The sequence below is a fragment of the Vibrio sp. 14N.309.X.WAT.E.F5 genome, from assembly GCF_030397615.1.
Taxonomy (GTDB): domain Bacteria; phylum Pseudomonadota; class Gammaproteobacteria; order Enterobacterales; family Vibrionaceae; genus Vibrio; species Vibrio lentus.
In genome coordinates, this window is sequence record NZ_JAPNXR010000007.1 from 116,958 (window position 1) to 130,808 (window position 13,851).

Genomic DNA, 13,851 nt, shown 5'->3' on the forward strand with positions numbered 1-13,851 from the left:
CGTTTGTTCATCAAAGTAACTTTATTTCAAATACTTACTATAAATCCGTGTCGAGTTGACTGGTGCAAATCAAATAAAAATAATTATATAAACCTAGGCTAGGTTCACACCATGAAATTAACGTCGTCTTTAGACTCACTGTTGGCTAGCAGTCTGTCTATCGAAAAGAAACAACAAGCGCTGATCGAGCTCATGATCAACGCTTATCAGCCACAAGAACGTATCGCTCTTTTCCAAACCGTCACAGACTATCGTAGACGACTATTGGAATCGTTCTTCCCCGAACATCAACACAAAAGCCTCTCCGTTTTATTTGAACTGATGGACTATCGCGATCTTATTCAACGCTATCCAAGTTCCTTATCGAAAGAGATGGCACTGTTAGAAGCAGCCGCAGGCCAGTGTTACATGCATTGGTTAGACTTTTGGTGTGAATGTGAAATTGCAGCCATCAAAGCAAAATCACCGCTGGATGCAAGTGCACCCTCTCACACTGAACTTCCTATCAAAGATAGTGCTTACTATGGTGCAATCATTGAACGAATAGAAGATGATCCGCTTGTGGTGCAAACGCCCTGTCATCCTCAAGGAATGCCAATCAGTGATGCCATCGCTTTAAGTAACCTTGAGGTATTCATCAAAGGTGAGAAATGGTTTGAAATGCTGCCTTTACTGCACCTTTCGCAAACGGGTAAGCACTTTATTCTACTCAAACACCCAACAGATGAAGCCTTTCCTACTCTGGTTTCTTCGGCGTTGGTTCAAGGCTGGTCAAAGAATGAAACATGGTTAAGCTATGCGCCACCGTTCAGTAATGAGCAATGGCAATACTGTTTGCCAAAGCATGGTTACGATGAACTCGCTGGGTTGCAGCTTTTCACGCCATCGACACTGTCAAAATGTTATTCTCTCCCAGAATTCGATAAGCAATTCCAGTTACAATTGTCTGATACACAGTCTATTTGTGAAGTACTGCGTTTAACCGTCAGCGGTAACACCCAACAAAAGCTCTACTTCCTCTATCTTGCTCAAAAAGAGCTGATGAGTGTGTTACATCAAGTTGGGTATAAGATCGGCTTCACCATTATCGAGCAACCTTTCATGCTTCAGTTTTATCAAGCCATTGACCCAAAAGCGTATTTCCACTCAGGATATTGCGAGCTAAACGATGATGGCACCACCATTTATCGTGGATTTTGGAATTTCGAATTGATGGTCAAGGTATTCAACGATACCGATTTTCGCCGCTACAAACGTGCAGTGCGTGAGATCAGAAAGCTAAGCTCAGCAGAACAAGCGAACTTAGTAAATAAAGAAAGCTCGGTAGACAAACCAAGTTCGGTAAAAAAGGATGAACATGTTTGATTTCGGCCTAGAGGCAATCGTCTATGCCAAAGCAATAACACTGCTGGCAACGGTGGCCATCGTCGTGATGTGGTTACTCTACTATTGCTATCGCCTTAAACTCAAGAATGAAGCGATCGCGGGCACACACCATGTCGCGTACATCGCCTACTCTGTCTGTATTGTTGCGTGGATCAGCAGTAATGCTTACTTCCATACCGACTTACTGCCACAGCTTGGGGCTTCAGCGGCTGTGTTGGCTGCGAAATTTGCCAACCTCGCCTCTTTCTTTGCGTTTGCCTTTGCGTATTACTTCTCGTGTCAGCTCGCCGCAGAGCAACGCAATGGAAAGGTTCACCTGTGGCAACAAGCGATTTTCGTCACCCTAACCGTCTACTCCTTCTTTATTAATTTAAGTCCAGGGTTAACCGTTGAAGACGTAACTATTGTAGGACCAAGCCAATTCGTGATTGAGTTTGGACCGCACACATCGTACTTCTTCATTGGCATGATTAGCTTTGTCGTACTCACACTGTGCAACCTAGTCGCAATGCGTGCTAACAGCAGCAAGCTGACACTCACCAAAACCAGCTACATGATTGCGGGTATCTTGGTGTTTATGCTGTCGACGGCAACGATTCACCTTGGTATGACCTTTTTCTTACGCGATTTCTCACTCACTTGGCTACCACCCGCCTTGTCGATCAGTGAGATGTTATTCGTTGGCTATGCCCTGCTGACTTCTCGCTTCTACAGCGTGAAATACCTTGCTTACATGAGCCTGAATGCTTTGTTAGTGTGCGCCATTTTAGTGATACCTTTCGGCGCGATCTTTATCCCGCTGACTGACGACAACCAATGGTTAATCGCAATACCAATCTGTGCACTTATTGGGGTGACTTGGCACGTGCTCTACAAACGTTTGGGCCGCTACGCTTCTTTCTTTGTCTACGGAAACAAGGAAACACCCGTCCAACAAATCCTTGCATTAGAGGAAGACTTCAAGCTATCAATTGATGATGCAATGCGTCGTTTAGGTAGCCTACTGCAAATCCCAGAAGACAAGTTGCGCCTCGTTAACAGCAACTACAACGAGACCTTCTACGAAGATTATCTTTCGACAAACAAGTCTGTTTTAGTGTTCGACGAACTGTCTGAAGAATTAGATTACACCGCGCCAGCGAAAAGCTCGATCAAAGCGCTGTATGAAAAGATGAGTTCGAACAACACAGCCTTGGTGATGCCTTTATTTGGTCAAGGTAAGTCCGTTACGCACTTGTTGGTGTCATCACACAAGAGCAATGATCAGATGTTCTCTAACGAAGAGATCTCTGCATTACAGACCTTACTAACGCGTGTACAAAGCACGATTGAAGCAGATAGACGCATACGTCAAAGCCGAGCATTGGCTAACTCAATCGCCCACGAAATGCGTAACCCGCTTGCTCAAGTACAATTGCACTTTGAAATCCTGAAGCAGCATATTGATAATCAAGCCCCAGCAAAACAGATCCTACTGGATATTGAGAACGGCCAAGCTGCGATTCAACGCGGTCGACAACTGATTGATATCATCTTGCGAGAAGTCAGTGACAGCTCACCTGAGCACGGGCCAATCACCATGACCTCAATCCACAAAGCCGTGGATCAAGCTGTCAGCCACTATGGTTTCGAGAATGAGAAGATTATTGAGCGAATTCGTTTACCACAACACGCTGATTTTGTGGCAAAACTGAATGAGACCTTATTCAACTTCGTTATTTTCAACCTAATCCGTAACGCGATCTACTACTTTGATTCCTATCCAGATAGCCAAATAGAGATCAGTACCACGACGGGTTCTTACGAGAACATCCTCGTTTTCCGAGATACCGGACCGGGCATCGATGAAACCATTGCTCATAAAATCTTCGATGACTTCTTCTCTTACCAAAAAAGCGGTGGTAGTGGTTTAGGTTTAGGTTATTGCCAACGCGTAATGCGTTCATTTGGTGGTCGAGTTGAATGTAAATCTAAGCTTGGTGAGTTTACGGAATTCCATCTCTACTTCCCTGTCGTACCGAATGCACCGAAAGCAGACGCTCTGCGCACGCCTTATTTCAACGATTGGAAACACAACCAACCAGCTGAAAATAAAGCCGAAGCTGAAGCAAAACCAGAGAGGCAAGCACCAAGTGCTGATAACGTTCCTGAGCCTGAAACTGAAACTGAAAAGACGCAAGCAACAAACCCACCAGTATCAAATCATCTCGCACCCACCGTGCTGATCGTTGATGACAAAGAGGTACAACGCACCCTTGTTCAGATGTACTTGAACCGACTCGGTGTGAATAGCCTTCAAGCAAACAATGGTGAGAATGCGGTTGATCTGTTTAAAACGCATCAAGTCGACTTGATCTTGATGGATGTACAAATGCCAGTCATGAACGGCTTTGACGCAAGCCAGATCATCAAGGCCCGCTCGCCCAACACGCCGATCATTGCTTTGTCTGGTGAATCAGGACAACGTGAACTCGACATGATCAGTAAATTGATGGATGGCCGCTTAGAGAAGCCAACCTCATTGAATGCACTGCAAGACGTGCTTGATAATTGGTTGAAAAAAGGCACAACATCTAATGCTTCTAAAGAAGCCGAAGGCGAAGAGTAAACGGCTAACAAGTTAATCAACGACTGATAAAAATCCCCTCAAGAAAGGTTCTTGAGGGGATTTTTTTTGGATATTTCAGGAATTCGAAGAAATACTAAAGCTCTTTAATCTCGATCTGACGTAGCGTTTCCATGTACTCCAAAGTTTCTTTCACATCGACTGGCTCGTATAAGCGTAACACTCCCGCCCAGCCATCAGACACTTCAAAATCATAAGCTTCACCGGATCCACAGTTAAATGTCACTGACACCGTGCCATCACCGTTATCACGCATGGACTCACCCGACGCATAGAAATGCTCAGAATCAATCTAGCCGTCCGCACCATAAGTTATCAAAGAGTAGCTATATGTAGTTCTGAAAAGTAGAGACAAACAAGCATGTATCTTACTTGTGATTAGCGTCTGCCATCGCCGTTTCGATCAAATCCAATAGCCATTTGTATTTGGCTGAGTGCTGATTTTTCTTGTTAAGATAAGCAAATACCGCCATGTCTTCACTCCCCTCTTTTAGTCCTTCAATCACGATTGAGCGCAATACACCTTTATGTTGCTCAATCACAGGAGGCATACAAGGGGCGATAATATTAGAGTTCTTGATCGTTTCAATTAACCCAACGATGGAAGTCGTTCGCAGCGCCATGTTAATCGATTTACCTTGGCTTAATACTTCCTCTTCCAATCGCGAGTGCTTGTTTTGATCAAAATAAGCGAGGTCAACATGAGCGAAAGGAAAGGACAACAAATCATCAATTGTAGCGATAGACGCCTTGAAAGGGTGATCAGCTCTCACCGCCAATACAAACTTTAAGGTCACGAGAGGCACAGCTATGATCTCGGCAGGCAAATTCTCAGCTTCAAAATGAATGACAAAATCAATCTCGCCACTCTTAAGCCTTTCTAATGAATTGTGGGAACTCGTATGACTAATCAACCTTGAAAGTGGGCTTTCTACTGATAGTTGATGAAAAAGAGCGGGAGTCAACCAAGGGAGGACATGAGGATTCACCTCTAGCTTAAAATCTTCATTGAGATCCGCAGGTTTAAACTGCTTTCCTTCCTCTATCGCCATGACTAACCCGTCCAATAGCGGAAAAACTCGTCGATGCAGGTCGTCTGAATAAGGCGTTGGTAGAAACTTCTGGTGAGATAAGACAAACAACTCTTCACCTAGCGACTCCTTTAGCTTCTTGATGCTCTGGCTAACCGCAGGTGTCGAGACAAATAACTTCTCAGCGGCTTTTCGCAAGCTCTTCTCCTGATACACCACCACAAACACTTTCAATAAATTCAAATCGACATTGTTCAGTTTCATGAGACACCATAAATCATTGCTTAACGAATAGTTAAGTTTATATGAATTAACTTAATAAAGTCCACTTTGTATAGTTATCCCACCGTCACGAAGTACAAGGATGTGGTGAGATAATTTTATGAGGCAACTATGTTATTACGACGTTCCATCCTTACTCTAACCCCTCTCTTTTTAGCAAGTAACGTTCTCGCAGAAGAGGCCGAAATTCAAGACATGTCAGACCCGTTAGCCGTTTATACACAAGGTGGCTTCGGCTACACCGACAAAGGCTTAAACCTTAAAGTCGGACAAACCTATGACACTGGAAGCGAAACAACCATGGGCATGAATGTTTTTGAAATCAAAGGTATCGCTGGTGAAGCTATTGGTTGGAACGATCGAGGTGCTGACGACAGTATTGATTCCATCCGCTTTAGAAACTTCGGTGTAGACCTAACCAATGGCCGAGGCACTCAAGTTGATATGTCTTGGGATTTCGATAGCAACCAAGGCAGTGCGTCTTACAGCTTTATTCAAGCATTGCCACAAATGGGCATGTTTAACTTCTACCCTCTCGCAGGTGTCGGTATCGCTGCGGGCGAAGAATTGGTTGAAGGCACGGGAGGCGATCTCGATGCAGATCAGCTTAGTGACCGATATAACATGCACGGTACTTTCTACGTGGCAGGTATGTACGCCAAAATGCAGCTCACAGACAAGATTTGGCTGAACTATAACCCAATGTATTTAGGCACAATGTCGGGGTCTTCAACATTCAAGGATCATGGTTTTGAGGGCAGTGATTCTGTACTCGCGCATGAATTTGCAGCGAGCTACCAAATCAACCCAAGAGCGAACGTTCGTTATTTCGCGAACTGGACAGAAAACACAAGTATCGAAGACGGTGATCACCGCATCGAATTCAACTATCAGTTTTAACAAATCAGTTTTAGCAAAGCCGTTTTAACTGAGTATTTCTAACGAACAGTTTTAATTTCAAAGAACAGTTTCAAATTAAAAACCAAGTTTCGAATTTTTGAGGACACAACATGAACATTTTATCTAAAGCGATAGCCGGTACTTTCACCTGCCCACTTCGATCGACAGCGATGCTCGTTTCTCTAACGGCTTTGTTTTCAGCAACAGCGATTGCTGGAAACGATAACCCAACAGAAACCCTTCAAACACGTGCGGGAGATTTCACCTTCGAAACCGACTTTCTTCATGGCATTCCAACACAAGAAAGCTCAGCGAAACTGTTTGAACTGATGGACTATCAACGCGCGTCACAAGCTTACATTTGGTCGGTGCCTTTGGTTTCAAACTACGCATGGAAACAAGCTTATGCCGACATGGGTGCAGAGGATGGTCAAATTACTTATGTTGAGTCCCATGAATCTAAGCTAGGAGGTTTAACTTACAACACCTCTACGCCTTACGCGATTACTTGGTTTAACGTCGAAAAAGAACCTGTAATCATAGAAATTCCAACCGATGAACTGCGTGGCGCAGTACACACTATGTGGCAAATCGGTATTTCTCAAATGACAGAACCAGGCGTCTATGTGGTAAAAGCCAAAGGGGCTAAAACACCGAGTAACCTGCCAAAAGGCGCGAAAGTATTTGAGTCTGATACCAATAATGTTTTTTTGGGTGTTCGCTTAATGGCAGATTCAGACAAACAACGTATGAAAGACTTAGAGGCTCTCAAAATTACAGACCTCAACGGTAAGCCACTGAGTGATAACGGCGTGAATTTCCCTGATCGTGGTGAAGATGCTAAGCACCCTAGAGGCATGGAATTTTGGGACACGCTGAATGAAGCTATTCAAGCCGAACCTGTAGCAGAGCGTGATCGTATGATGCACGACATGTTACGCCCACTGGGTATTGAAAAAGGCAAGGCATTTGAACCATCAGCTCAGCAGCGTGAGATCTTAGAGCAAGCCGTTGTCATGGGTGAAGCGATGGTGAAGAACATCGACTTCAACAAAACAGAGCGCTTGCCACATGCAGCTTATGGTAAGGAAGGTAATTTTTGGGAAGTCGCAACCGCTTCAACACCAAACCAAGATCGTTACTATGGTATGGATCTCGACGGCCGCGCGGCTTGGTTTTACGAAGCTGTAACCAACGACATAGCAATGCACGGTTTTGAGAATGGTGGCTGGGGTCAGATTTACCTAGACAACTACCGTGATGACAGTGGTAAGGGGCTTAATGGCAGCAACCACTACACTCTGACTCTGGATGGTGATGTTAACTTCGCCGATCTGTTCTGGACAATCACTGTTTATAACGTTGAAAACCGCGCCATCATCGACAATGACATTGAGCGTGCCGATGTGGGCTCAAACATCGATGGAACGATTAAAGATGCACAAGGTAACTACACGTTCCACTTCTCACCAACGAAACCAAAAGGTGTCAATGAAGCGAACTGGGTGCAAACCCGAGAAGATGAAAACTGGTTTGTTTACTTCCGTGCCTATTCACCAAGCAAAGCGTTTGTAGAGCAACAGCCAGAAACCTTATTGCCTAACTTCAAACGAGTGAACTGATCATCTAGAGCGAGTTACATATGACCTGTTCACGCCAAAATAGCTATCAGGTTCAAAGAGCAAAACAAAAGAGGAGCCTCAGGGCTCCTCTTTTCTATCTTTATCTAGCAGCTATATAACTCTTGATAAACTTAATCTAAAACTGAACGAACGTAATCCGCAATGTCGGGGTTTTGGCAATGTTCGAAGAAGCATTGTTGGAAACGCTCGCTGCTAACCGCTGTTTTCACGAGATCTTGGTCGATAGCTCTGAGCGAATCAATAAAGTTGTCTTTTACCACCGCCGCTTTCACTTCATTCAAAATGGCTGCATTACGCTGTTGTGGTTCTGCTCGTTCTAATGGGTAACCTTGGCCACGCTCACCAGTGAAAGCCTTTTCGAATATGTAACGGATATTCAGCTCACCAGCCCAGCCAAAGCCTTTAGCAAAAGCAAGAGCGATAGCATTGCCGTTGTTGATTTGATTAAACAAGAAAGCATCTGATGGTTCCAGGCAGTAGCCACAAACTACACCCGGATGCAGGTTCAGTGACATCAAAGCGCCTTGACCAGTACCGCAGCCTGTCACAACAAAGTCCACAGCCTTTGAGTTGATCAGAATGCTCGCCATAATACCGAGATGGATATACGTTAAGTGGTGATCGTTCTCGTCGGTCATCCCTAAGTTGAAAACATCGTGACCAATGCCCCCCGCCACTGACTCTAGCTCAGCTGCAACCATAGCATTTTTACCAGCCTGACTGTTTTCCATCATTAAAGCGATTTTCATTTATCTTCTCCTGCAAGATTGCTGCAAACTCAAAATTTAGAATAAAAAACCAATTAGCGTGCTAACCAACCACCATCAACAGCGATGGTGTAGCCATTAATGTAGTCCGATGCTGATGACGCTAAAAACACACAAGGACCTGCAATATCTTGCGGTTTACCCCAACGTTCAGCCGGAATACGCTCAAGGATCGCTTGATTGCGCACGGCATCTTCGCGCAGAGCTTGAGTATTGTTCGTTTCCATATAACCGGGTGCTATCGCATTCACATTGATGTTGTCGCGCGCCCATTCGTTCGCCATCGCACGTGTCACTCCCATCACCGCACTTTTTGAAGCCGTATAGGAAGGAACTCGAATGCCACCTTGGAATGAGAGCATCGATGCAATGTTAATGATTTTCCCACCAGAACCTTGAGCCTTAAACTGCTTTGCAACCGCCTGAGACATAAAGAACACAGTCTTGGTGTTCACATTCATTACGTCATCCCAATCTTGCTCTGAGAACTCAATAGCATCTTGGCGACGAATAATTCCGGCATTGTTCACGAGGATGTCGACTTGGCCAAACTCAGCCAAAGTGCGCTCTATAATCCGTGGAATACACGCTTGATCGAGAAGGTCAGCACTGACGTTTAGGAACGTATGACCTGCTGCACTCATTTTCTCAATAGTCTCTTCAGGCTCTGTACGGTTAACACCGACAACTTTACAACCGGCTTCCGCTAGGCCTAATGCAATACCTTGCCCAAGCCCTGTGTTACAGCCCGTCACTATCGCTACTTTCCCTTCCAGACTGAATGACTCTAAGATCATGCTTGCTTCCTCAATTACATTGGATTCATTGCGTATCACTATTATCATCAATTAAATCATACAATAAGATGTAAATGCGAGAGCGACGTTGTAGAAGTTCGATCTTGAACCAAAATCAGTCTTACACGTTGAAACGATCACAACAAAATAAATGGATAGGATGGTGATTTGAAGAGGAGTGAATCTGTAACCGACTAGGAATAGAGAGCCAGAAGATTATCGAAATCACTTAATTCTGGATTATGGCAACAATTCCATGATTTATAAGGTAAAACGGTTTATACATAATAATGTGTTATTTAAAGTACTGAAATTATCATGACGCTCAAAGAAATTCTGAAAATTCCCAATGTCCGCTACTTCTTGATGTTTCGAAGCAGCTACTTTGCGCGTTTTTATTACCCTATTTTCACCCTACTCTATTTAGATTACGGTTTGACCCTTTCTCAATTTGCCATGCTTAATGTGGTTTGGGCGACGACCATTGTGCTTGCGGAAGTACCATCAGGAGCGTTCGCCGATACCTTAGGGCGTAAAAAGCTTGTGGTGCTCTCTTCAATTGTGATGTTCATTGAGATCGCCATGATCGCTCTTGTACCGACTGGAGATGCCAATCTAGTCTTCATTGTGTTTCTGGTTAACCGGATATTAAGTGGCTTAGCGATGGCGTTAGCCAGTGGAGCCGACGAGGCATTGGCTTACGACACCTTGAAAGAACAAGGCAATGAAGAATTATGGCCGCGAGTGTTACAAATCCAGCTTCGTGTCGCCTCTAGTGTGGGGATCTTTGTCACCTTGATTGGTGCTGCGATGTACGATGTAAACTTTATGGCGAACATCTTTCATACTCTCGGATTAGCAGAGCCAGAAAGCACCAAGGACCTCATGCGCATTCCTGTTTTCGCAACCCTACTTGTCGCGATGATCGCCATTTATGCAGCGGTTAACATGCGCGAAGAGAAAAAGGTGATGCCAAGCGATCAAACCAAATTAGCAACCACCATTGCCAGCCTTAAATTAACGGCTGACACAGGCAAGTGGGTACTTGCTACGCCTTACGTGCTGTTCATCTTGCTGTACTACAGCCTGTTCGAACACACCTCGAGAATGTTCCTAACCATGAACAGCCAATACTATCTCGCCATCGATATTCCTATCATCTACTTCGGTTTTATTGGCGCTGGGATCAGTTTGCTCAAAATTATATTGGCAGGACAAAGCCGAAGATTGGCGGAAAGCATCGAGCCTAAAACCTTTATTGTGGTCATGGGGTTAGCGAGTATGGCGACCTACTATTGGATCAGTTTAGGTTGGTCGATCTATGGTGTGATCCCTGCATTGGTACTTATCTTTATCATCATGACGATGAACATATTCATCAGCTACCATCTGAACAAAAAGACGGAATCACACAACAGAGCCACCGTTCTCAGTTTCAAAGGCCTGATGTTTAACCTTGGGTATGGTTTGATCGGTATTTTATATGCCTACTACTATAAGTTGGTGTCTCAAGGCTACACCGCACAAGAGATAGAACAGAACCTCGACTTCTTGGCTTCACTGTCTTCGTTCTTCTACTACTTCACCTTATTGTTCGTTTCGATCAGCGCGCTGTTCTATTTCAAAAACAAGAAGGAGCCTATCTTTTAAAAAAGCGTCGATCTTTTGAAGAAAACGTCGATCTTTTCAAGAACGCTCTAATACCGAATAGAGAGTAAAAGTGAGCCTCTGGCTATAAATAGACCATGTCGCTTCTTATCATGTGATTTTTTGTTAAGATAATCATAAAATTACATAACACATGGAAGCGTCATGTCTTTTAGTTGGATAGCTTTTACTCTTCTCGCAGCCTTCAGCCAATCTTGGCGCAATGCATTTCAAAGTAAACTAGCAGGCACAATGAGTGTGGCTGGCGTGACGTTAGCTCGCTTTATTTGGGCTGGCCCAATCGCGCTTATTTACCTCTATTCGCTGTACCAATGGCAGCCAGTCTCCACGCCTAGTTTTTCCGGTGAGTTTGTGTTCTACATTGTTGCTGCTGCGATTATGCAGATCCTAGCGACAGGCTTGATGGTGATGCTATTTAAGCTAGAGAACTATGCGATAGGCGCAGGCTTAGCCAAGTGTGAAGCCCCCGTGTCTGCTGTGCTGTCCGTATTGTTTTTTGGTACTGCTTTGACACTAACTGGTTGGGTCGGCGTGCTTATTGGCACGTTAGGCGTACTAATCATGAGCAGCTCTTCTGGCTGGCGAAGCCTTTCTCCCAAAGTGTTTTTGTTAGGTATGGCTTGCAGTACAGCCTTTGCTTTAACGTCTCTTTGGGTTCGAGAAGCCAGCTTGAGCATCGGCCTACCCTTCCCTCATAGCGCCGCATGGGTGCTGTTCCTAGTCATTTCCCTTCAGACAGTGATTATCTGTACGTATCTCTTTTTCAGAGAACGCGACACGTTGCGCCAGGTATTTACCAAGTCGAAACTGGTGGTGATGACAAGCCTAGCAAGTGTGATTGGTTCTCTTGGCTGGTTTAGCGCGATGTCACTTCAAGCCGTGCCTTATGTAAAAACATTAGGGCAAATCGAAGTGGTCTTTATGGTATTGATTTCTTACTTCTGGTTGGGGCAAAGCATTGCTCGCAAAGACATTCTTGCACTGATCTTGCTTTCAATCGCAGCTGTGTTGGTAATGTGGCAGTAAATGGGTGATACCACCAACAGTGAGTAAAGAGCGAGAATGAATTAGCAAATCATCTTACCTACATATCCAAAGCTATATGTTCGAAGCGATACATCAAAGGCCATATGTTGTGCCGCCGTATAAGTTTTACGGTGGCGTAAAATGATAAGAACCACTTCCACATAATTTCTATAGTGCACGTATCAGCTATTCGTAATTACCTTTACTCAATAGGATACAGCCAAATGAAAACACTCACTCAAATCGCACTAGCAACAATCGTATTTACAACCTCACTAATGGCATTCGCTGAACCTGCGACGACAAATGAAGCCCAATCCGAAGCGTCGACCATAACAGTGAAGCATGAAGCAATGACCGTGACGCTAACAGATAAGCATTTTACGTCTCCAGATGAAGCTGAAACTGCTAACCCTCAGACGCTAACGCAAAATAACAAAACAAACTCAGCGCCACAGCCTGCGATATAGTGATAGCACCAGTAAGACAAACCATTGGTTTACTGGTCATCGAAAACGTTCACATCAGCTTAGGTGTGGACGGAATCGTTGAGAAAGCAACAAAAAACAAACAGCTCAGCACTATAGTTAATTTCTTGTCAGGAAATCGATAAGCACGGCATCGATAACTAGTATTAAGCTTAGATTCAACCATAATCTAATTATTGTTAACGTTAGCTTAAATGGTTTGTTTAATGGATCTCAATCTTCTCAAAACCCTAGATGCGGTAATGAAAGCCCGCAGCGTGAACGTTGCAGCGGAAGCATTAGGCATTTCAGCCCCGGCGGTAAGCCAATCCCTCAACCGATTAAGAGAACAATACAACGACCCTTTGTTCATACGAGAAGGACGCGGAATTGCACCAACAAACTTTGCCATTGAGTTGCATGCAGAAGTGCAAGAGCCTTTGAATTTACTCTTGAATGGGTCTAAGTCACGCCAACACTTTGATGCCCAAAATAGTCGCCGTACCTTCCGAATATCCAGCCACAAAGACATCGATATATTGGTCGTTCCCGAACTAACCAAGTATCGAACCGAGCATGCGCCCAATACCAACATGGAAGCTGACATTGAACACCTTGATGAACAATCACGACAAGCCGATTTAAGACAACGCAAAGTCGATGTTATTTTGTCTACCGTTCCCCTAGAAGAACATGGTTACGACAACGTGAAGCTGTTTGAACAACGCCTTGTAGTAGTACTGAATGCAAGTCACCCTCGCATTCAAGACAGCATAACGATGGAGCAATTTTTTGCCGAAGAACACATCATTTGGCAAACACAAAGAATGAATAACTACACCCTTGATTCGGTCAGTAACGTACCGTTGCCCGTACGAAGGGTCGCCTACAAAACAAGTTCCGCACTCACTGGGTTGGTATTGGCTAGCCAAACAGAGTGGCTGTGTGTAACAGCGAGTTCCATTGCAGAGAAAGTCTCCAAAAACGATCAATATCGAATTGTTGAGTTGCCATTTTCAACTGAGCCAGTGCCCATTTATATGACTTGGCATCACTCTCAACGTAATGACAACGGACATAAGTGGTTTCGCGACGCGTTGATTTCCGCCACTCAATCCCTCACTTAAGCCCCCTCTCCAATTAAGCCCCTTATCTCTCTAATTAAGCCAAAACGCACTCTGGATTAAGTAATACTTAAATGTCATTTAACCTTTACCCTATCGATTGGGTAAGGGTTAGCTTTTATGCTCTCTAATTC

At 44.4% G+C, this 13,851-nt stretch carries 12 protein-coding genes; 8 read left to right on the forward strand and 4 right to left on the reverse strand.

The window, feature by feature from the left end; genetic code table 11:
- The first annotated feature begins 111 nt into the window (after positions 1-111).
- Together OW495_RS10285 and OW495_RS10290 are read left to right on the forward strand one after the other, a co-directional pair.
- Positions 112-1,365, forward strand: coding sequence for an acyl-homoserine-lactone synthase (locus OW495_RS10285; protein ID WP_289886330.1), 1,254 nt, complete (start codon positions 112-114; stop codon positions 1,363-1,365).
- On the forward strand, positions 1,358-3,994 hold the full coding sequence (locus OW495_RS10290; protein ID WP_289886332.1) for a hybrid sensor histidine kinase/response regulator: 2,637 nt from the start codon (positions 1,358-1,360) through the stop codon (positions 3,992-3,994). The genes OW495_RS10285 and OW495_RS10290 overlap by 8 nt, the downstream gene beginning before the upstream one ends.
- A gap of 94 nt (positions 3,995-4,088) precedes the next feature.
- Here the strand turns inward: OW495_RS10290 and OW495_RS10295 are convergent, their stop codons facing one another.
- Complete coding sequence (locus OW495_RS10295; RefSeq protein ID WP_241910138.1) at positions 4,089-4,304, reverse strand: hypothetical protein; 216 nt, start codon at positions 4,302-4,304, stop codon at positions 4,089-4,091.
- Between the two features lie 76 nt (positions 4,305-4,380).
- A complete protein-coding gene (locus tag OW495_RS10300) occupies positions 4,381-5,307 on the reverse strand; it encodes a LysR family transcriptional regulator (RefSeq protein ID WP_102513180.1) in 927 nt (308 codons plus the stop codon).
- A gap of 129 nt (positions 5,308-5,436) precedes the next feature.
- Between OW495_RS10300 and OW495_RS10305 the strand changes: the two genes are divergently transcribed.
- Both OW495_RS10305 and OW495_RS10310 read left to right on the forward strand, forming a co-directional pair.
- Positions 5,437-6,225: a hypothetical protein gene (locus OW495_RS10305; protein WP_102328230.1), complete on the forward strand. Its 789-nt coding sequence runs from the start codon at positions 5,437-5,439 to the stop codon at positions 6,223-6,225.
- Between the two features lie 110 nt (positions 6,226-6,335).
- Positions 6,336-7,847: a DUF1214 domain-containing protein gene (locus OW495_RS10310; RefSeq protein WP_289886336.1), complete on the forward strand. Its 1,512-nt coding sequence runs from the start codon at positions 6,336-6,338 to the stop codon at positions 7,845-7,847.
- A gap of 131 nt (positions 7,848-7,978) precedes the next feature.
- Here the strand turns inward: OW495_RS10310 and OW495_RS10315 are convergent, their stop codons facing one another.
- Positions 7,979-8,617, reverse strand: coding sequence for an RpiB/LacA/LacB family sugar-phosphate isomerase (locus OW495_RS10315; protein ID WP_289886337.1), 639 nt, complete (start codon positions 8,615-8,617; stop codon positions 7,979-7,981).
- A gap of 53 nt (positions 8,618-8,670) precedes the next feature.
- Positions 8,671-9,432 carry a 2-dehydro-3-deoxy-D-gluconate 5-dehydrogenase KduD gene (gene kduD, locus OW495_RS10320; protein WP_289886340.1) on the reverse strand — a complete coding sequence of 254 codons (762 nt, stop codon included), beginning with the start codon at positions 9,430-9,432 and terminating at the stop codon, positions 8,671-8,673.
- 318 nt (positions 9,433-9,750) lie between these two features.
- Between kduD and OW495_RS10325 the strand changes: the two genes are divergently transcribed.
- From OW495_RS10325 to OW495_RS10340, 4 genes are all read left to right on the forward strand, one after another.
- Positions 9,751-11,082, forward strand: coding sequence for an MFS transporter (locus OW495_RS10325; RefSeq protein WP_289886342.1), 1,332 nt, complete (start codon positions 9,751-9,753; stop codon positions 11,080-11,082).
- A gap of 162 nt (positions 11,083-11,244) precedes the next feature.
- Positions 11,245-12,126, forward strand: coding sequence for a DMT family transporter (locus OW495_RS10330; protein ID WP_102513185.1), 882 nt, complete (start codon positions 11,245-11,247; stop codon positions 12,124-12,126).
- Between the two features lie 224 nt (positions 12,127-12,350).
- Complete coding sequence (locus OW495_RS10335) at positions 12,351-12,596, forward strand: hypothetical protein (RefSeq protein ID WP_102513186.1); 246 nt, start codon at positions 12,351-12,353, stop codon at positions 12,594-12,596.
- Positions 12,597-12,820: 224 nt separating this feature from the next.
- Positions 12,821-13,720, forward strand: coding sequence for a LysR family transcriptional regulator (locus tag OW495_RS10340; protein ID WP_102513187.1), 900 nt, complete (start codon positions 12,821-12,823; stop codon positions 13,718-13,720).
- The last annotated feature ends 131 nt before the right edge of the window (positions 13,721-13,851 follow it).